This is a genomic window from Streptomyces peucetius (assembly GCF_025854275.1).
Taxonomy (GTDB): Bacteria; Actinomycetota; Actinomycetes; order Streptomycetales; family Streptomycetaceae; genus Streptomyces; species Streptomyces peucetius_A.
Window position 1 is genome coordinate 1,825,840 of record NZ_CP107567.1, and the last position, 19,907, is coordinate 1,845,746.

At 70.7% G+C, this 19,907-nt stretch carries 15 protein-coding genes; 3 read left to right on the plus strand and 12 right to left on the minus strand.

Going from position 1 to position 19,907, the window contains the following annotated elements; all coding sequences use genetic code 11:
* Positions 1-50: 50 nt before the first annotated feature.
* From whiA to uvrC, 4 genes are read right to left on the minus strand one after another with little or no spacing between them, the layout of a single operon-like run.
* Positions 51-1,040, minus strand: a complete 990-nt coding sequence (gene whiA / locus OGH68_RS08440) for a DNA-binding protein WhiA (protein ID WP_005318962.1) — start codon at positions 1,038-1,040, stop codon at positions 51-53.
* A complete protein-coding gene (locus tag OGH68_RS08445; protein WP_264242712.1) occupies positions 1,031-2,065 on the minus strand; it encodes a gluconeogenesis factor YvcK family protein in 1,035 nt (344 codons plus the stop codon). Before OGH68_RS08445 ends, whiA begins: the two co-directional genes overlap by 10 nt.
* Positions 2,062-3,006 carry an RNase adapter RapZ gene (gene rapZ / locus OGH68_RS08450; RefSeq protein ID WP_264242713.1) on the minus strand — a complete coding sequence of 315 codons (945 nt, stop codon included), beginning with the start codon at positions 3,004-3,006 and terminating at the stop codon, positions 2,062-2,064. Before rapZ ends, OGH68_RS08445 begins: the two co-directional genes overlap by 4 nt.
* Positions 3,003-4,988, minus strand: coding sequence for an excinuclease ABC subunit UvrC (uvrC, locus tag OGH68_RS08455; RefSeq protein WP_264242714.1), 1,986 nt, complete (start codon positions 4,986-4,988; stop codon positions 3,003-3,005). The genes rapZ and uvrC overlap by 4 nt, the downstream gene beginning before the upstream one ends.
* A gap of 268 nt (positions 4,989-5,256) precedes the next feature.
* Between uvrC and OGH68_RS08460 the strand changes: the two genes are divergently transcribed.
* Positions 5,257-6,180, plus strand: a complete 924-nt coding sequence (locus OGH68_RS08460) for a hypothetical protein (RefSeq protein WP_264242716.1) — start codon at positions 5,257-5,259, stop codon at positions 6,178-6,180.
* A 24-nt stretch (positions 6,181-6,204) separates the two neighbouring features.
* On the opposite strand, the gene OGH68_RS08465 is transcribed toward OGH68_RS08460, so the two are convergent.
* Together OGH68_RS08465 and uvrA are read right to left on the minus strand one after the other, a co-directional pair.
* On the minus strand, positions 6,205-6,627 hold the full coding sequence (locus OGH68_RS08465) for a Rieske (2Fe-2S) protein (protein WP_264242717.1): 423 nt from the start codon (positions 6,625-6,627) through the stop codon (positions 6,205-6,207).
* A 254-nt stretch (positions 6,628-6,881) separates the two neighbouring features.
* Positions 6,882-9,857, minus strand: coding sequence for an excinuclease ABC subunit UvrA (gene uvrA, locus OGH68_RS08470; RefSeq protein WP_264242718.1), 2,976 nt, complete (start codon positions 9,855-9,857; stop codon positions 6,882-6,884).
* Between the two features lie 196 nt (positions 9,858-10,053).
* Between uvrA and OGH68_RS08475 the strand changes: the two genes are divergently transcribed.
* Together OGH68_RS08475 and OGH68_RS08480 are read left to right on the plus strand one after the other, a co-directional pair.
* Entirely contained in the window at positions 10,054-10,737 is a 684-nt protein-coding gene (locus OGH68_RS08475; protein ID WP_264242719.1) for a maleylpyruvate isomerase family mycothiol-dependent enzyme, read from the plus strand.
* 20 nt (positions 10,738-10,757) lie between these two features.
* A complete protein-coding gene (locus tag OGH68_RS08480) occupies positions 10,758-11,414 on the plus strand; it encodes an MBL fold metallo-hydrolase (protein ID WP_264242720.1) in 657 nt (218 codons plus the stop codon).
* Positions 11,415-11,429: 15 nt separating this feature from the next.
* Here OGH68_RS08480 and OGH68_RS08485 read toward each other — a convergent pair whose 3' ends face one another.
* From OGH68_RS08485 to OGH68_RS08510, 6 genes are all read right to left on the minus strand, one after another.
* The gene (locus OGH68_RS08485; RefSeq protein WP_264242721.1) at positions 11,430-12,140 is read right to left on the minus strand and encodes an alpha/beta hydrolase family protein; all 711 of its coding nucleotides are present in this window, start codon (positions 12,138-12,140) and stop codon (positions 11,430-11,432) included.
* A gap of 326 nt (positions 12,141-12,466) precedes the next feature.
* Positions 12,467-13,456 (minus strand): TerC family protein, encoded by a 990-nt coding sequence (locus OGH68_RS08490; RefSeq protein WP_264242722.1) that lies wholly within the window; start codon positions 13,454-13,456, stop codon positions 12,467-12,469.
* Between the two features lie 249 nt (positions 13,457-13,705).
* Positions 13,706-15,658: a TerD family protein gene (locus tag OGH68_RS08495; RefSeq protein ID WP_264242723.1), complete on the minus strand. Its 1,953-nt coding sequence runs from the start codon at positions 15,656-15,658 to the stop codon at positions 13,706-13,708.
* A 220-nt stretch (positions 15,659-15,878) separates the two neighbouring features.
* Complete coding sequence (locus tag OGH68_RS08500) at positions 15,879-16,457, minus strand: TerD family protein (protein WP_100106600.1); 579 nt, start codon at positions 16,455-16,457, stop codon at positions 15,879-15,881.
* Positions 16,458-16,610: 153 nt separating this feature from the next.
* Positions 16,611-18,731, minus strand: a complete 2,121-nt coding sequence (uvrB, locus tag OGH68_RS08505) for an excinuclease ABC subunit UvrB (protein ID WP_264242724.1) — start codon at positions 18,729-18,731, stop codon at positions 16,611-16,613.
* Between the two features lie 61 nt (positions 18,732-18,792).
* Positions 18,793-19,674: an MHYT domain-containing protein gene (locus OGH68_RS08510; protein ID WP_264242725.1), complete on the minus strand. Its 882-nt coding sequence runs from the start codon at positions 19,672-19,674 to the stop codon at positions 18,793-18,795.
* Between the last annotated feature and the right edge of the window lie 233 nt (positions 19,675-19,907).

Sequence of the window (19,907 nt, forward strand, 5' to 3'; positions counted from 1 at the left end):
CTCGAGAGGCGTCGGCAGTAGAGCTGTGTAGCTACATGCCAGGAGGGTCGTCAGCCGACCAGACCGTCGGCCATCTCTTCCGTCAGATTCGACTCCGTACCCGGGATGCCCAGGTCCTGCGCCCGCTTGTCCGCCATCGCCAGCAGCCGGCGGATACGGCCGGCGACCGCGTCCTTCGTCAGCGGCGGGTCGGCGAGCGCACCCAGTTCCTCCAGCGAGGCCTGCTTGTGCTCCATCCGCAGCCGGCCCGCGGCGGCGAGATGCTCGGGCACCTCCTCGCCGAGGATCTCCAGGGCCCGCTGCACCCGGGCACCGGCCGCCACCGCGGCACGGGCCGAGCGGCGCAGATTGGCGTCGTCGAAGTTGGCCAGCCGGTTGGCGGTGGCGCGCACCTCGCGCCGCATCCGCCGCTCCTCCCAGGCCAGCACCGACTCGTGCGCGCCGAGGCGGGTCAACAGCGCGCCGATCGCGTCACCGTCACGGACGACCACCCGGTCGACTCCGCGCACCTCGCGCGCCTTCGCCGCGATCGAGAGCCGGCGCGCCGCGCCCACGAGAGCGAGGGCCGCCTCCGGTCCCGGGCAGGTGACCTCCAGCGAGGACGAGCGGCCGGGCTCGGTCAGCGAACCGTGCGCCAGGAACGCGCCCCGCCAGGCGGCCTCCGCGTCGCACGTGGCACCCGAGACGACCTGCGGCGGGAGCCCGCGGATCGGGCGCCCCCTGCCGTCGACGAGGCCCGTCTGGCGGGCCAGCTGGTCACCGCCCGCGACGACCCGTACGACGAAGCGTGAGCCGCGGCGCAGGCCGCCGGGAGCCATAACCATCAGCTCCGAGCTGTGACCGAAGATCTCCAGGATGTCGCGCTTGAGCCGGCGCGCCGCGATGCCGGTGTCCAGCTCCGCCTCGATCACGATGCGGCCGCTCACCAGATGCAGACCGCCCGCGAACCGCAGGATGGCCGAGACCTCCGCTTTTCTGCAGCAGGTCCGGGTGACGGGGAGCCGGGAGATCTCATCCTTCACCGCTGCCGTCATCGCCATGGGCCGATCCTTCCATGCATCCGAAAAATACGGTCGTACGCGGCCGCCAACAGTTCCGGATCGTGCTTCGAAACGCTGTCGGGAGAGGCCACCGGAGCCAGCTCGACCGCGGCGCCCAGCCGCTGGGCGGCATCGGCGAGGGAGTCGCGGTCGGGCACTGCGGCCTCGTCGGCCAGCACCACGTCCAGGGTGAGTTTAGGCGCGTGTCGTCCCAAAACCTCCAAATGACGCTGCGGGGAGAAGCCTTCTGTTTCACCGGGCTGCGGCGCGAGGTTGAGCGAGAGCACCCGGCGCGCCTTGGTCTCGACCAGGGCTTCCAGCAGCTCGGGCACCAGCAGGTGCGGGATGACGGAGGAGAACCAGGAGCCGGGGCCGAGCACCACCCAGTCGGCATCCAGCACGGCCGCCACGGCCTCCGGGACGGCCGGCGGGTCGTTCGGCACGAGGTGCACGGACTGGACCTCACCGGGGGTGAGCGCCACGGTCGCCTGACCGCGCACGGTGTCCACCTCGTTTGGGCGCGCCGGATCATGGCCCCGCACCAGCGCCTGCAGCTCGAGCGGGACGGCGGACATGGGCAGCACCCTGCCGTGCGCGCCGAGCAGCTTGCCGACCAGGTCCAGTGCCTGGACGTGGTCGCCGAACTGCTCCCACAGCGCCACGATCAGCAGATTGCCGACCGCGTGTTCGTGCAGGTCGCCCTTGGACTGGAAACGGTGCTGGATGACCCGGGCCCAGGTCTGGCCCCAGTCGTCGTCGCCGCACAGCGCCGCCAGGGCCTTGCGCAGGTCCCCGGGCGGCAGCACGCCGAGCTCCTCACGGAGCCGGCCGCTGGAACCGCCGTCGTCGGCGACCGTGACGACCGCGGTGAGGTCACCGGTGATGCGGCGCAGGGCCGCGAGCGACGCGGACAGGCCCATGCCGCCGCCGAGGGCGACGACCTTGGGCTGCGCGCCGCGCTTCCGTGACGACAGCGGGCGCGTGGACTTGCGCAGCCGCCGCAGGCGGAGGTTGCGTCCGGTCACTCGCGCCCCAGGTCCCGGTGGACGACGACAGTCTCGACACCGGCGGAGGACAGACGGGCGGCCAGCTTCTCGGAGGTGGCGACGGAGCGGTGCTTGCCGCCGGTGCAGCCCACCGCGACGGTCACGTACCGCTTGCCCTCGCGGCGGTAGCCGGCGGCGATCAGCTGGAGCAGTTCGGTGTAACGGTCGAGGAACTCCTTGGCGCCGGGCTGGTTGAAGACATAGTTCGCCACCTCGTCGTTGAGACCGGTGAAGGGGCGCAGCTCCGGCACCCAGTGCGGGTTCGGCAGGAAACGCATGTCGACGACGAGGTCGGCGTCGACGGGCAGGCCGTACTTGAAACCGAACGACATGACCGTCGCGCGCAGCTCCGGCTCCTCGTCGCCGGCGAACTGGGCGTCCATCTTGGCGCGCAGCTCGTGGACGTTGAGACCGGAGGTGTCGATCACCAGGTCGGCGTCACCGCGCAGCTCGCGCAGCAGGTCACGCTCGGCGGCGATGCCGTCGACGATCCGGCCGTCGCCCTGCAGCGGGTGCGGGCGGCGCACCGACTCGAACCGGCGCACCAGTGCGTCGTCCGACGACTCGAGGAAGACGATCCGGCGGGTGACCTGCTTGGCGTCGAGGTCGGCCAGGGACTCGCGGAGGTTGTCGAAGAAGCGCCGGCCGCGCACGTCGACGACGACGGCGATGCGCGCGACGTTGCCCTGCGAGCGGGCGCCCAGCTCCACCATCGTGGGGATCAGTGCGGGCGGCAGGTTGTCGACGACGAACCAGCCGAGGTCCTCCAGACACTTGGCCGCCGTACTGCGGCCGGCGCCGGACATCCCGGAGATGATCACCAGCTCGGGGATGGCCGCGTCCGCCGCGGCCTCGCCGCCGGGCTCGGTGCCGTTGCCCGTACTCACGTCTGCTGCTCCGTCTCCGTCGTGCTCAGTCATGCCGTGCTGCCCCCGTCGTTCTCTTCAATGATCTCTCCTGTGGCGGTGTTCACGGCAGGCGCGGGCGGCGCCGTCCGTGCCAGGGCCACGACCACGGACTCGGCCGTCTTGCGGCCCATGCCGGGAACCTCGCAGATCTGCTCGATTGTCGCCTGCCGCAGGCGCTTGACCGAGCCGAAATGCTTGATCAGTGCCTGCTTCCTGGTGTCGCCGAGCCCGGGAACCGCGTCCAGAGGGCTGGTCCTGATGCGCTTGGAACGCTTGGAACGCTGATAGCGGATGGCGAAGTCGTGGGCCGTGTCCCGTACCCGCTGGAGCAGATACAGGCCCTCGCTCGACCGCGGCAGGACCACGGGGTCGTCGTCGTGCGGCAGCCAGACCTCCTCGAGGCGCTTGGCGAGGCCGCAGACCGCGACGTCGTCGATGCCGAGCTCGTCCAGGGCGCGCTTGGCCGCCGCCACCTGCGGCTGTCCGCCGTCGACGACGACGAGCTGCGGCGGGTAGGCGAACTTCTTCGGCCGGCCTTCTTCGTCCTTGGCCTCGTGGCCGGGGTCGTCACCGCCGATCCACTCACCCGTACGGTCCTTCTCCGCGAGGTAGCGCTTGAAGCGGCGGGTGATCACCTCGTGCATGGAGCGGACGTCGTCCTGGCCCTCGAAGCCCTTGATCTGGAAGCGGCGGTACTCGCTCTTGCGGGCGAGCCCGTCCTCGAAGACGACCATGGACGCCACCACGTCCTCGCCCTGCAGGTGCGAGATGTCGAAGCACTCGATGCGCAGCGGTGCCGAGTCGAGCCCGAGGGCCTCCGCGATCTCCTCCAGGGCACGGGAGCGGGTGGTCAGATCGCTGGCGCGCTTGGTCTTGTGTAGCCCGAGGGCCTGGAGCGCGTTGCGCTCGACCGTCTCCATCAGGGCCTTCTTGTCGCCGCGCTGCGGGACGCGCAGGGAGACACCCGCCCCGCGGCGCCCGCTCAGCCACTGCGTGACCGCGTCGGTGTCCTCGGGCAGGGCGGGAACGAGGACCTCCTTCGGGACGGCGTCGCCGCTCTCCTCGCCGTACAGCTGCTGGAGGGCGTGCTCGACCAGGCCGGCCGTGTCGACGTTCTCCACCTTGTCGGTGACCCAGCCGCGCTGGCCGCGGACCCGGCCGCCGCGCACGTGGAAGATCTGCACCGCCGCCTCCAGCTCGTCCTCGGCGAGCGCGATCAGGTCGGCGTCGGTGGCGTCGGCCAGCACCACCGCGTTCTTCTCGAGGGCGCGCTTGAGGGCCTCTATGTCGTCACGGAGGCGGGCCGCCTTCTCGTACTCCATCTCCTCGGCCGCGGCCATCATCTGCTTCTCGAGGCGGCGGATGTACGTCCCGGTCCGGCCGGCCATGAAGTCGCAGAACTCCTCGGCCAGTTCGCGGTGCTCCTCGGGCGTGACCCGGCCCACGCAGGGCGCGGAGCACTTGCCGATGTAGCCCAGCAGACAGGGGCGGCCCTTCTGCACGTGGTTGCGGAAGACGCCCGCGGAGCAGGTACGCACCGGGAAGACGCGCAGCATGAGGTCGACGGTCTCGCGGATCGCCCAGGCGTGCCCGTACGGACCGAAGTAGCGGACGCCCTTCTTCTTGGCGCCGCGCATCACCTGGACCCTCGGGAAGTCCTCGTTCAGCGTCACCGCCAGATAGGGGTAGCTCTTGTCGTCGCGGTACTTGACGTTGAACCGGGGGTCGTACTCCTTAATCCAGGAGTACTCCAGCTGGAGCGCCTCCACCTCGGTCGAGACGACCGTCCACTCGACGGAGGCCGCGGTGGTGACCATGGTCCGGGTGCGCGGGTGGAGATTCGCCAGGTCCTGGAAGTAGCTCCCGAGGCGCGAACGCAGGCTCTTGGCCTTGCCGACGTAGATCACCCGGCGGTGTTCGTCGCGGAACCGGTAGACCCCCGGCGAGTCGGGGATCTGTCCCGGCTTGGGGCGGTAGCTGGAGGGGTCGGCCATGCCGTCCACCCTACTGGCGGGCAGTGACAGCACGGACAGTCCCCGCCAGGTACATGACCACTCCCGGCCGTGTTCCGGGCGGATGCGGGACACGGATGGGTACCGAGCCTTGTCCGGGCAAGATCAACCCGCTTCAATGCGGGGAACCCCACCCCGCTTCGCCGCGGCGGACACGGTGCTGCGCACGGCCACCGGACACACCCCTTCCGACCGGCCCGGCGCCCCTCGTTCCCTTGCTCCCTCGTTCCCTCGTTCCCCGGAGGAATCCATGCGCCACGCCGAGGCCGATCTGGCGCAGGTGCTGAACACCGGCCCCTTCCATCTGGCGCTGCGTGCCGCCCTCGCCGTACGCGGGCTCCCGCTGCAGCGCGTCCAGCACCATCTCGCCCATCGCGGGATCAAGGTGGGCGTCACCAGCCTCAGTTACTGGCAGCAGGGCGCCCGGCGCCCGCAGCGCCCCGAGTCGCTGCGGGCGGTCCGGGCCCTGGAAGAGGTGCTCTGCCTGCCGGGGAACTCGCTGGTCCGCCTGCTCGGTACGGGCGAGGGGGAGGCCTGCCGTGCCGAGACCCGGCCCCCCGGCAGAAGCGCGGACCGGTCCGGGGCGGTGGAACGGCTCGTGGCCGGCCTCGGCCCGCCCGCGGACAGCGGGCTGCACACGGTCGGACACCACGAACGGGTCCGCATCGGGGCTCGGGGGCAGCTGCTCGGACGGGACTCGCAGCAGGTCGTACGCGCCCACCGCGACGGCGTCGACCGCTACCTCGCCGTCCACCACGGCGACCCGGGCTGCGACCCCGCGTCCGTGGAGGTGAGCGCCTTCGAGAACTGCCGCGCCGGGCGGGTGCGGCGGGACCGGGCGAGCGGCGTCGTGGCCGTCGAACTGCTCTTCGACACCCGGCTGCGGCCCGGCGAGACGTACGTCTTCGGCTACGGCTTCGAGGACGGAACCGGCGGCCGGAGCACGGAGTACATACGCGCCTTCGGCTCCGCGGGCGGCCAGTACATGGTGCAGGTGCGCTTCGAGGAGGGCGCGCCGCTGCCCGTGCGCTGCCGGCGCCTCTCCTGGGGGGCGACGGGAACGCAGCGTGGTCCCCACACGGAACTCGCCCTCAGCGGGCGGCACCGCACAGTGCACCTCGTCGAGCAAGGGGTGCGGCCGGGGACCCTGGGGATCGGCTGGGACTGGGAGTGACGCTCTGCGGGCGCGGCCGCCCGTCTATGCCTCCGGGCCCGCCACGAGCCGGCCGCCCTCCGCCTTGACCGGCACCTCCGGCAGCGGCACCGTGGCAGGGCCCTGCAGGGCCCTGCCGGTCGTCACGTCGAAGCGGCTGCCGTGACAGGGGCAGTTGCCCTCCGTGCCCTCCACCTTGTCGAGGACGCAGCCGGCGTGGGTGCACTGGGCGCTGAACGCCTTGTACTCGCCCTTGGCCGGGCAGTGCACGACAAGGCGCTCCTCGCGGTAGAGCCTGGCCCCGCCGACGGGCACGGCGTCCGCGGCGCCGAGATCGACCGGTGCCGTGGGGGTGGGGACCTCCGCGTGGCCGAGCTTGGACTCGGTGGAACATCCGGCGACCCCCAGCCCGGCGGCCCCGGCGAGGGCCGCGCCCTTCAGGACGGTGCGGCGGGCGGTCGGGGCCATCGGAACTCCATGGTTCGGTTCGTGGGGGTACGGGACGCGGGTCGAGTCCTGCCGGACCCGACGATACCGGCGGAGATCACCCGGCCGGCGGCCGGGTACGGGGGTGCCGGGCCGGGCCGCTGCGCGGCATTTCCAGCCTCGCCGGCGTGTGAGGCGCGGGGTCCGGGGGCGGAGCCGCCGGTTCGGGAAGGGGGCAGGGTGGGGAACAGGCCCGCCGCAGGCGCACCCGCACCCCGCCCCGGCCGAACCGGACGTCACGCCTTCCGCGCCCGCGCCCCCTTCGCCGCCACCCCCGCCTTCTTCGCCGGCTTACGCGCCGACGGCTTCCGCGCCGCCGGCACCGCCGCCCCCGCGCCGCCCCCGGCGGCCGCCGCGTCACTGATCCGCTCCGCGTCCAGGATGTCCCGCAGGAACTTGCCGGTGTGACTGGCCGGCACGCCCGCGACCTGCTCCGGCGTGCCCTCGGCGATCACCAGGCCGCCGCCGTTGCCGCCCTCGGGACCCATGTCGATGACCCAGTCCGCCGTCTTGATGACGTCGAGGTTGTGCTCGATGACGATCACCGAGTTGCCCTTGTCGACCAGCCCGGAGAGAACCGTGATCAGCTTGCTGATGTCCTCGAAGTGCAGACCCGTGGTCGGCTCGTCCAGCACGTAGACCGTCCGGCCCGTCGAGCGCTTCTGGAGTTCGGACGCCAGCTTCACGCGCTGCGCCTCACCGCCCGACAGCGTCGGCGCGGGCTGGCCGAGCCTGACGTACCCGAGGCCGACCTCGTTGAGGGTCCGCAGATGGCGGGAGATCGTCGGGACGGCCTCGAAGAAGTCCAGCGCCTCCTCGATCGGCATGTCCAGCACCTCCGCGATGGACTTGCCCTTGTAGTGGACGTCCAGGGTCTCGCGGTTGTACCGCGCTCCGTGGCAGACCTCGCACGGGACGTACACGTCCGGCAGGAAGTTCATCTCGATCTTGATCGTGCCGTCGCCGGAGCAGTTCTCGCAGCGGCCGCCCTTGACGTTGAAGGAGAACCGGCCCGGCAGATAGCCGCGGACCTTGGCCTCCATGGTCTCCGCGAAGAGCTTGCGGACGTGGTCGAAGACACCGGTGTACGTCGCCGGGTTGGACCGCGGGGTGCGGCCGATGGGCGACTGGTCGACATGGACCACCTTGTCGACGAGGTCGTCGCCGTCGACCCGGGTGTGGCGGCCCGGCACCGACTTCGCGCCGTTCAGTTCGCGGGCGAGGTGGGTGTAGAGGATGTCGTTGACCAGGGTCGACTTTCCGGAGCCGGAGACGCCGGTGACGGCCGTCAGGACTCCGAGCGGGAAGGCGACGTCGATGTCCTGGAGATTGTTCTCCCGGGCGCCGTGCACGGTCAGCCGGCGCGTCGGGTCGACGGGGCGGCGCAGCTCCGGAGTCGCGATGGACCGCTGACCGGACAGGTACTGCCCGGTCATCGACTCCTTGTTGGCGAGCAGCTGCTTCAACGGGCCGGAGTGCACGACCTTGCCGCCGTGCTCGCCCGCGCCGGGGCCGATGTCGACGACCCAGTCGGCGACCTTGATGGTGTCCTCGTCGTGCTCGACGACGATCAGGGTGTTGCCCATGTCGCGGAGCCGGACGAGGGTCTCGATCAGCCGGTGGTTGTCGCGCTGGTGGAGGCCGATGGAGGGCTCGTCGAGGACGTAGAGCACGCCGACCAGGCCGGAACCGATCTGGGTGGCCAGCCGGATGCGCTGGGCCTCGCCGCCGGACAGCGTGCCGGCGGCACGGTTGAGCGACAGGTAGTCCAGGCCGACGTCGACCAGGAAGCGCAGCCGCTCGTTGACTTCCTTGAGGACCCGCTCGGCGATCTTCTTGTCGCGGGCATTGAGCTTGAGGCGGCCGAGGAACTCGGCGCACTCGCTGATCGACATCGCGGAGACCTCGGCGATGGACCTCTCCATCACGGTGACCGCGAGCACGATCGGCTTGAGCCGGGTGCCCTCACAGGTCGGGCAGGGCACCTCGCGCATGTAGCCCTCGAAGCGCTCCCTGCTGGAGTCGCTCTCGGCCTCGGAGTGCCGCCGCTTGACGAACTGCACGGCCCCTTCGAAGGCCGGGGTGGTCCAGGCGCGCTCGCGTCCGTACCGGTTTCGGTAGCGGACCTCGAGCTGGGTCTTGTGCCCGTGGAGCAGGGCCTTCTTGGCGCGGGCGGGCAGCCCGGCCCAGGGCATGTCCGTGGAGAAGCCGAGTGCCTGCGCGAGCCCGTCGATCAGGCGGCCGAAGTACTCCTTGGTGTGGCCGTGGGACCAGGGGTGGATCGCGCCCTCGTCGAGCGACTTCTCCTCGTCGGGGACGATCAGCTCGGGGTCGACCTCCATCCGGGTGCCGATGCCGGTGCAGTCGGGGCAGGCGCCGAAGGGAGAGTTGAACGAGAAGGAGCGGGGCTCGAGCTCCTCGAAGGACAGGTCGTCGTACGGGCAGTACAGATGCTCCGAGTACATCCGCTCGCGCTCGGGGTCGTCCTCCGGGAGGTCGACGAAGTCGAGCACGACCATGCCGCCGGAGAGTCCGAGCGCGGTCTCGACGGAGTCGGTGAGCCGGCGCTTGGCGGAGTCCTTCACGGTGAGGCGGTCGACGACCACCTCGATGGTGTGCTTCTCCTGCTTCTTCAGCGTGGGCGGCTCGGCGAGCTGGACGGTCTTCCCGTCGACCCGTGCCCGGCTGTAGCCCTTGGTCTGCAGATCGGAGAAGAGGTCGACGAACTCGCCCTTGCGCTCACGCACCAGCGGCGAGAGCACCTGGAAGCGGCTGCCCTCGGGCAGCTCGAGCACCTTGTCGACGATGGCCTGCGGCGACTGCCGCGAGATGACCCGGCGGCACTCGGGGCAGTGCGGCTTGCCGATCCGCGCGAACAGCAGACGCAGATAGTCGTAGACCTCGGTGATGGTGCCGACCGTGGAGCGCGGGTTGCGCGAGGTCGACTTCTGGTCGATCGAGACGGCCGGTGAGAGGCCCTCGATGAAGTCGACGTCCGGCTTGTCCATCTGTCCGAGGAACTGCCGGGCGTAGGAGGAGAGCGATTCGACGTACCGGCGCTGCCCCTCGGCGAAGATCGTGTCGAACGCGAGGGACGACTTTCCCGACCCCGAGAGCCCGGTGAACACGATGAGGGAGTCACGCGGGAGGTCGAGCGAGACGTTTTTCAGGTTGTGCTCGCGAGCGCCACGAACGATGAGACGGTCGGCCACGCCGGTCCGCACCTTTCTGCGTAGAAGCGGAGGCACAGCCCCCGTCCCGGACTGGGACTCAGTCTTCGGGGGCGGCCAGAAGATTGATGCCTGACTTTCAAGGATGCCTCCACCGAGCGTATAGCACGCGCATTCGATTTACGGACGCGTGCCGATACCTTCACCCGATCGAGTGGGCGGAGCTAGGGTCGACCTCATGATCGATCCTGTGAGCGACCTTCGCTCTGTACACGAAGCGACGGACCGGCTCCTCACCGCAGCCGCCGGACTGGGCAACGCCGCGGTCGCCGAGCCGTCACGACTGCCGGGCTGGACCCGCGGCCATGTGCTCGCCCACATCTCCCGTAACGCCGACGCGCTCGTAAATGTTCTCGAGGGCCGACCGATGTATGTCACAGGCGAGGCCCGCGACGCGGACATCGAGCGCGACGCGCCCCGGGCGCTCTCCGAGCAGCTCGACGACCTGCGCGCCTCGGCGGCACGCTTCCAGGACGCGGGCGGCGCCCAGGGCGACTGGGAGCGCACCGTCGAGCTGCGCAACGGTGTGACCGACCGCGCGGCACGGGTCCCGTTCCGCCGCCTCGTCGAGGTCGAGCTCCACCATGTCGACCTCGGCACGGGCTACGAGCTGGAGGACCTGCCCAAGGAGTTCACGCAGCGGGAGACCGCCTTCCTGGCGGAGCGCTGGAGCGGCCGCGCGGACGTGCCCCCGACCCGTGTCCTCACCGGCGACGGCGAGTGGCGGACCGGCGGCACCGACGGTGCTCCCGTCACCGTCTCCGGCTCCCCGGCGGATGTGCTGGGCTGGCTCTCGGGCCGCCGCGACGGTACGGGCCTGGAGTGCGCCGGGGGCCCGCTGCCCGTACTGCCGGCGCTGTAGGCGGCTATAGGCTGAGACGCATGACATACAGCGGAGCTGTGAAGGTCGGTGGCCCGGCGGACGTGCACGAGCTCGCCGACCTGATGATCTCCAAGGTCGCGGTCGGACCGATGGACAACAACGCCTATCTGCTGCGCTGCCGGGCTACCGGTGAGCAGCTGTTGATCGACGCGGCGGCCGATCCGGACACGCTGCTGCAGCTGATCGGTGACGATTCCATCGCCGCCGTCGTCACGACCCACCGGCACGGCGACCACTGGCAGGCGCTGGAGGACGTGGTCAGGACGACCGGCGCCCGTACCTACGCCGGCCGTCATGACGCGGAAGGCATCCCCGTCCCGACCGACGTGCCCGTCGAGGACGGGGACACGATCCGGGTCGGACGGGTGGAGCTGACCGCCCGTCATCTGGTCGGCCACACCCCCGGGTCCATCGTGCTGGTCTACGACGACCCCCACGGGCATCCGCACGTGTTCACCGGCGACTGCCTGTTCCCCGGCGGCGTGGGCAATACGCACAAGGACCCGCAGGCGTTCACGAGCCTGCTCGACGGTGTGGAGGAGAAGCTCTTCGCCGTGCTTCCCGACGAGACCTGGGTCTACCCGGGGCACGGCAAGGACACGACCCTGGGCGAGGAGCGTCCCCACCTGGCGGAGTGGCGCGAGCGGGGCTGGTAGGTCCCGTCGCGGCCGTCAGGCCGGCACGGGCCTGAAGCCGTGCTCGCCGCGCGCCGGAAACGGACCGAGACCCAGCAGGCCCGTGACCATCCCGGTGGTCAGCGTGTGCCAGTCGGCGGCGCCGCGCAGCATCGCGTGGTCGCCGCCGGGCATCGACAGCGCGTGGACCTCGGCGCCCGCGGCGCGGGCCCGGTCGGCGAAGGCCCAGGTCTCCCTGGGGTCGGTGACCCGGTCTCGCTCGCCGTGCAGCAGCACGAGCCGCTTGCCGGTCAGATGGTCCACGGGCTCACCCCCGGGACACCACGGGGCGAGCCCGACGACCGCGGACACCAGTGGGTGACCGGCGGCGTGCAGGGCGGCGCGGCCGCCCATCGAGTGGCCCACCAGGACGGTGGGCACGGGCCCGGTGACCGCCGCGAGTTCGTCGAGCGCTCGCAGCGCGTCGCGTCCCGCGTCGGCGCGCGAGCCGTTCCACCCCCGGAACGCGTACCGGACCCGGCCGAGCGCGATGCCGTGCCCCGTCGTGGCGCGTGCGACGGACCGGACGAAGGGCCTCATCCGCACGCCGGGCAGGTTCAGCGCCGACGGCGGCTCGAGCGCGTCGGCGCGGCCGCCGTGGAGCAGCAGGACGGCGGCCTCCGACGGCGTCACGAACCGGTCGAGGCGCAGTGCCGGCCCGGCCGGGGTTCCGGTGTCCTTCGCGCCTCTGCGGATGAGCACGGCCATCAGTCCTCGGTGTGCCGGTTGCAGGTGTCGGGCGCTCTGCTTGCTTCATGTCTCGCGGTGCGGGTGCACAGGGGCCGGTGCCGCTTGCCCCGGCGTCACGGTATTCGACACCGCGGCCGCCGCGCATCGCTGCCGGCCGGGGCAGGGAGACGCACCCGGGTCGGTGCCGGCCGGGACACGGAGAACGGCACTCGGATCGGTGTCGGCCGGGGCAGGCCCGCCCCGCGCACCGAGAACGCACCGGCGGGTGCGGACGGTCCTGCCGTCCGCACCCGCCGGGGGCTCTGTGCGTCGTCGGGGCCCGGGGGCCACGAGCCGCTCGGCCGTCAGGCCTCGACGCTCTCCTTCTTCGCGTCGTTGGCCGCTTCCCGCTCCGCCTGCTTCTTGGAGGCGATCAGGCTGGTGACGGTCGTGACGACGAGGACACCGCAGATCACGGCCAGCGAGACCGGGATGGAGATCTCCGGGACGTGCACCCCGCTCTCGTGCAGGGCGTGCAGCACCAGCTTCACCCCGATGAAGCCCAGGATCACCGACAGGCCGTAACTGAGGTGGACCAGCTTCTTCAGCAGCCCGCCGATGAGGAAGTACAGCTGTCGCAGGCCCATCAGCGCGAAGGCGTTGGCGGTGAAGACGATGTACGGGTCCTGGGTGAGGCCGAAGATCGCGGGGATGGAGTCCAGCGCGAAGAGCACATCGGTGGTGCCGATGGCGAGCATGACGACCATGAGCGGTGTCAGGACGCGCTTGCCGTTGTTACGGATGAAGAGCTTCGTGCCGTGGTACTTGTCGGCGACGCCGAAGCGGCGCTCGACCGACTTGAGGAGCCTGTTCTCCTCGAACTCCTCCTCCTCTTCGTCGGAGCGCGCCTCCTGGATGAGCTTCCAGGCGGTGTAGATCAGGAACGCGCCGAAGATGTAGAAGACCCAGGAGAAGCTTGCGATGATGGCCGCACCGGCCGCGATGAAGATGGCCCGCAGCACCAGCGCTATCAGCACACCGATGAGCAGCACCCGCTGCTGGAGGTGTGAGGGCACGGCGAACTTCGCCATGATCAGGACGAAGACGAAGAGGTTGTCGACGCTCAGCGACTTCTCCGTGATGAAGCCCGCGAAGAACTCGCCCGACGCCTGGCTCTCGCCGGCGAACAGCAGGCCGAAGCCGAAGAGTGCCGCCAGGACGATCCAGACCACGGTCCAGATGCCGGCTTCCTTGATCGATACGTCGTGGGGCTTGCGCCCGATGAAGAAGTCGACCGCGATGAGGGCGCTGAGACCGAGAATGGTCAGCACCCAGATGGTCATTGAAACGTCCACTGCGCCTCCGGCGTCGTACGGCTACTGATCAGCGTCGTCGCTGCCGGAGGTCTCCTCCACCCGGGCAATGTCCGCCACAGGCCGGCGCCCCGGGACTTCTCTGTCTGTCCGTACTGACGGGCACGCCGCGACCGGGAGTACTCCCCTCCGCGTAAAGAACAGTACATGAAAGACCAAGGATAGGTAAAGAAGAAGGTAAAGCAGGGCTCAAGTCCCCTGGTCGGACGAGTTGTTGGGGAGACCGCCCGGTCAGCGGCCCCAGGAGCGGCGGGCTTCCGTCACTCGGGCCAGCACCTGCCGCAGCACATCGCTGCCCGGCGGCACGGTCAGCGGTTCGTACGTCCACGCGTGGCGCACCCACGGGTCGGCGAGATGGTCGTCGGGGACCGGTGTGATCCGCAGCAGCGAGCGCCACAGGGGGTCGAGCACCGGACCGTAGGCGGTGGCGTCCTCACGGTCCGCCACCATCAGCAGGTGGACGCCGACGTCCGGGCCCTCGTCCGCGAGGTAGCGCAGCTGGTTGACCGCGCGGTCGTCGAAGCCGTGCGGGAAGTCATTGACGATCAGCAGCTGTTCGGCGGTGTCGAGGTCGGGCGGGAGCGCGTCGGCAGCCCCGCCCCGCACAGCCATCGTCACCAGATCGACGCGCTCGGTGAGCTTGGCGAGGACGGCGCTCACGCCCTGGGCACCGGCGGCCGGCGGTCCGGCCAGGGCCCCGGAGTCGACCAGCGAAGCCAGCGACGCGGCGGCCGTGCCCGCCGGGTCGATCGCGTGGACCGTGAACTCGCCGGGCGGGTAGACCGCGAGCAGGCGGGCGGCGAGCATGACCGCCGAGTCGGCGGCCAGGCGCCGCAGCTGCGCCTCGTCCATCGCCATCGCGGCGTCCGAGCTCGAGCGCCCGCTGTCCACCCACAGGCCGCGCTCGAGCGGCAGCCGCACCAGGCACGGGATGCGCAGCTCGGGGCTCTCCGGGAGATGGAGGTCACCGAGGCGCAGCGCCATGGGGACCTCCATGGGAACGCGGTAGGCCTGCCAGCAGGGGTTGTCCCAGCGGGCGAACGCGGGCGGCAGCGCCGGCTCGACGACGTCCGACTCGGCGGCCAGCTGGGCCAGGTCCCGGTCGAGGGCCTGCCGCGCCTGGTCGGTCAACTGCTCGCACTTCGCGCGCGCCGCCGCCCTGGCGGCGTCCCCGGTGCTGCCGATGCGGCTGCGCGGGTCGGACAGGACGTGGTCGAGCTCCTTGTCCATCCGGGACTCGGCGAACTCGACGGCACTGCGGTACGCGGCGACGGTCCGGGCGAGGTCCTCGAACATGCCCCAGACCTGGTTGTAGAGACGCTCCTCCATGGACCAGCCGCCGGCATCGCCCGCCACCGGCGCGGCGGGGCGGCCGGGCTCAGCCGTCCCGGCGGCCGGAGCCGGCGGGGGCGGGGCCGACTGCCTGCGCGGATGTGCGTAGTTGATGGGCCCGGCCGGCATCTGCGGGGCGGCGTCGGGCACGGGCGTCTGCTGCGGAGGGGTGGCCGGCGCGGCCGGGGGCGCGGTGCGGCCGTCGGCGGGCGCAGCGTCCGCCGGGGAGGGCCGGTCGGGACCGGACGCCTGCCCCGCGGCATCGGCGGTGGCCGTGGTCATCCTGGCGGGCTCGACACGCTGCGGACGCGGCCCAGCGGCCTCTTGGATGGCCGCCGCCGCCCTGGCGGCGCCCTCCATGCCCTGGTCCGCCAGCAGTTGGGCCAGTCCTCCCGCGTACCCCTGGCCCACCGCGCGGACCTTCCAGGCACCCTGGCGGCGATACAGCTCGACCGCGACGACCGCAGTCTCGGTGTCCAGGCCGGTGATGGTGAAGGAGGCGATCTCGGAGCCGTCCTGGCCCATGACCGCGACGAACGGGGCCGCGGTCGTGCCGAAGCGGTCGGGGCCGCCGGTGCCCTGAGGAAGCGCGAGCAGCACGTTGACCTGCTGCACCTCCGTCGGCACCGCGGCCAGGTCCACGACGAAGCGGGGTGACCGCTCGGCCTGCCCCGGCACCTCGACACCGGGCAGGGCCGGTACACCGGGATGGGCCACCCAGTCCTCGCGTGCCGTGCCCTGCTCACCGGAACAGGTGGCGCACGCGACGACCGGATGGCCTGCCGACACCCGGATCTCGAGTCGGGTGTCGGGCAGGGGGTGGTTCTGCCCCCGGACCAGCTCGGCCGTCATGTGCTCTGTCCCCTCGGTGCTCTGCTGTGTGCGATCGGTACGCGTGTGTGCGGCGGTCGGTACGGGTGAGTGCGGCCGGTACGGGTGGTGCGGCCGGTATGTACGGGTGCGGCCGGTACGTATGTGTGCGGCCGGTACGTATGTGTGCGGTCGGTACGCGGGCAGCTCCCGGCGGCTGTGCCTCCGGGAGCTGCGGTGCGACGCGGAACTGCCGCTGTGTCTACAGGTGCGGCAGGATGGCCGGCATCAGGTCCTGGAACGTACGGCCGTTGGCCGGGTTGCCGAGGGCCGTCATCTGCCAGCCCCCGCCGGCGCGGTGCACCTTCGCCATGATCTGGGCGGTGTACTGGCCGCCGCCGTCGAGCGTGTAGCGGGCGAGCTCCTGGCCGTTGGTCTCGTCGACGATGCGGCAGAAGGCGTTCTGCACCTCCTGGAACGTCTGGCCGGTGAACGAGTTCACCGTGAAGACGATCTGGTCGATGTGGACCGGCACCCGCTGCAGATCGACGAGGATCGCCTCGTCGTCGCCGCCGGAACCGGCGCCGCCGACCAGGTTGTCACCGGTGTGCTTGACCGAGCCGTCGTCGCTGACGAGGTGGCGGAAGAAGACCACGTCCACCGGCTGCTTGTCGGCGAACAGCACCGCGGAGGCGTCCAGGTCGACCTCCCGCGTGCGCGAGCCGAACAGACCGCGGCGGGGTGCCGCCTGCCAGCCGAGGCCCATCCGCACCGCCGTGAGGGTGCCCCCGTCACTCTTCTGCAGGCTGATGGCCTGACCCTTGGTCATGTTGACCGTCACGCGCTGTCCCCTTCTCGCGAATTGCCACCGCCCGTGTGTGCGGTCGTCCAAGCACCCTACGCAGTCGCACCGACAGCACGGCGCGGTCGTCTGTTTTTGTGTCGGTCTTGCAACACACGGACGTGTCCGGCCGTCACATCCCGCACGGCGGACTCACGCGAGCCCTGCCTCCTTCATCTGGCGCAGCTCCTTCTTCAACTCGCTCACCTCGTCACGCAGACGGGCCGCGACCTCGAACTGGAGCTCCGCGGCGGCCGCACGCATCCGGTCGGTCATCTCCTCGATGATCCCGGCCAGTTCGGTCGCCGGCCGGTCGGTGAGCACCTCGCCCTTGCGCCCCGCGCCCGCGCCGAGCGACGGGACAGGAGCCTTGGCGCCCTTGCCGGGCTTGTCGGCCTTCGTCTGGCGGTAGCCGGTGCCCAGCAGTTGCTCGGTGTCGACCTCCTCGCGTGCGATGGTCGCCACGATGTCGTTGATCTTCTTGCGGAGCGGCTGCGGGTCGATGCCGTTCTCCGTGTTGTACGCGATCTGCTTCTCCCGGCGGCGGTTGGTCTCCTCGATGGCCTTTTCCATCGCCGGGGTGATCTTGTCCGCGTACATATGGACCTCGCCGGACACGTTGCGCGCTGCGCGGCCGATGGTCTGGATCAGGGAGGTCCCGGAGCGCAGGAAGCCCTCCTTGTCGGCGTCGAGGATCGCCACCAGCGAGACCTCGGGCAGGTCGAGCCCCTCGCGCAGCAGGTTGATGCCGACCAGGACGTCGTACTCACCGGCGCGCAGCTCCCGCAGCAGTTCGACGCGGCGCAGCGTGTCGACGTCGCTGTGCAGATAGCGGACCTGGATGCCCAGCTCGAGGAAGTACTCCGTCAGGTCCTCCGCCATCTTCTTGGTCAGTGTCGTGACCAGGACCCGCTCGTCCTTCTCGGTGCGCTCGCGGATCTCGTGCACCAGGTCGTCGATCTGGCCCTCCGTGGGCTTGACGACGACCTGCGGGTCGACCAGGCCCGTGGGCCGGATGATCTGTTCGACGAAGCCGTCGCCTCGGGACAGTTCGTACGTGCCCGGGGTGGCCGACAGATAGACGGTCTGGCCGATGCGCTCCTTGAACTCCTCCCACTTCAGCGGGCGGTTGTCCAGAGCGGACGGCAGCCGGAAGCCGTGGTCGACCAGCGTGCGCTTGCGGGACGCGTCACCCTCGTACATCGCGCCGATCTGCGGAACGGTGACATGCGACTCGTCGATGACGAGGAGGAAGTCCTCCGGGAAGTAGTCGAGGAGCGTGTTCGGCGGGGAGCCCGGCTCGCGGTCGTCGAAGTGCATCGAGTAGTTCTCGATGCCGGAGCAGGAACCGATCTGGCGCATCATCTCGATGTCGTACGTGGTCCGCATGCGCAACCGCTGGGACTCCAGCAGCTTGCCCTGCTTGTCCAGCTCGGCCAGGCGCTGCTCCAGCTCCGCCTCGATGCCGTTGACCGCCTTCTCCATACGCTCCGGGCCGGCCACGTAGTGGCTCGCGGGGAACACGTACAGCGACTGGTCGTCGCTGATGATCTCGCCGGTCAGCGGGTGGAGCGTGGACAGGGCCTCGATCTCGTCGCCGAACATCTCGATGCGGACGGCGAGCTCCTCGTAGACCGGGAAGATCTCGATGGTGTCACCGCGGACGCGGAAGGTGCCGCGCTGGAACGCCATGTCGTTGCGCGTGTACTGGATGTCGACGAAGCGGCGCAGCAGCTGGTCGCGGTCGATCTCGTCGCCGACCTTGAGCTGGACCATGCGGTCCACGTACTCCTGCGGGGTGCCGAGACCGTAGATACAGGAGACGGAGGCGACCACGACGACGTCGCGCCGGGTGAGGAGCGAATTCGTCGCGGAGTGTCGCAGCCGCTCCACCTCCTCGTTGATCGAGGAGTCCTTCTCGATGTAGGTGTCCGACTGCGGGACGTACGCCTCGGGCTGGTAGTAGTCGTAGTACGAGACGAAGTACTCCACCGCGTTGTTCGGGAGGAGCTCGCGGAACTCGTTCGCCAGCTGGGCGGCCAGGGTCTTGTTCGGAGCCATGACCAGGGTGGGGCGCTGGAGCTTCTCGATCATCCAGGCCGTGGTCGCCGACTTGCCCGTGCCGGTCGCGCCGAGCAGGACGACATCCTTCTCACCTGCGAGGATCCGTCGCTCCAGCTCGGCAATGGCCGTCGGCTGGTCGCCGCTGGGCCGGAAGGGGCTGACGACCTCGAAAGGCGCCACCGTACGTTCGATCTTGGAAACGGGCCGCATGCAACCACCGTACGACCCCCCACTGACAGTCGGGGTCCCGAACGGCGGCGGAGCGGGAGGCTCAGGAGCGTCCCGCCCCGATGCGACCGCGGCGAGGCGGCCTCCCGGCGGCCCGGCCGGCGGGGCGGCGGGACGCCGCCGCCGGCAGGCCGTACGCCGTGGTCCTGGCGCCGTGGACGTGTCCGTACTGCTCGCCGCCCGTCACGAGCAGCGGGTCGAACATCACGACGGCGCCGGCGAGCAGCAGGAACACCGCGGGTCCGACGAGCATGGGGCCGAGGAGCGCGGCGGGCGGATCACCGGTGACGGTGACGGCGACGTCGACGGCCTCCACGGCGTCATGGATGTGGACACTGACCGCGGCCATGCCCGTGTAGTGCATACCGCTCACCGCGAGGCCCATCACGAGCGCGGCCCCCAGGCTCGCCAGGAATCCGTGCACCGAGACGGCGGCCCACAGGGCGGCGGTCGCCGCGACCACGGCGATCACCACGGAGAGGGCGACGGTGAGGGTGTCGTACTCGAGCCTGCCCTGAAGTCGCATGCCGTCCATGCCGAGGTAGTGCATGGACGCCACTCCGAGGCCGGTGATCGTCCCGCCGGTGACCAGGGACATCGGGGTGGCGCCCCGGTGGCCGACGATGAAGATCCCGATGCCGACCATCACGATGCCCACGGCCAGGCTGGCGAAGGTGGTCGCCCTGTCGTAGCCGATGGGGGTCTCCTCGACGGTGAAGCCCATCATGGCGATGAAGTGCATGCTCCAGATGCCCGAGCCGATGGCGCTCGCGCCGAGCAGGAGCCAGCCCGGCCGGTACGAGCCACGGTCCTGGAGGGACCTGGTGGTGCAGCGCAGCCCGAGGGCGCCGCCGAGGCATGCCATCAGGTAGGCCGCCACCGGGGTGACGAGGCCGTAGCCGAATCCGTCCACCGTGCCCTGCATGCGTCGCACCCTTCGTCCCGTGTGGTCCCCCGCCGCCCTACGATCCCCGCGGTCTCTGATGGAACGTCTGGTTCTGGGCGAGGGTACGGCTCGCGGAAGTGTATGCAAATGTCTCGGCGGAGATTTGTCGACCCTGGACCGGCGTCCGCGCCGCCGTGCCCGCCGGGGCTCTCCTTGGCGAGCCTTCCGAGGGTTGGAGAGCGTTCCGAGGGCCGATCCGTTCACCCTCCGGC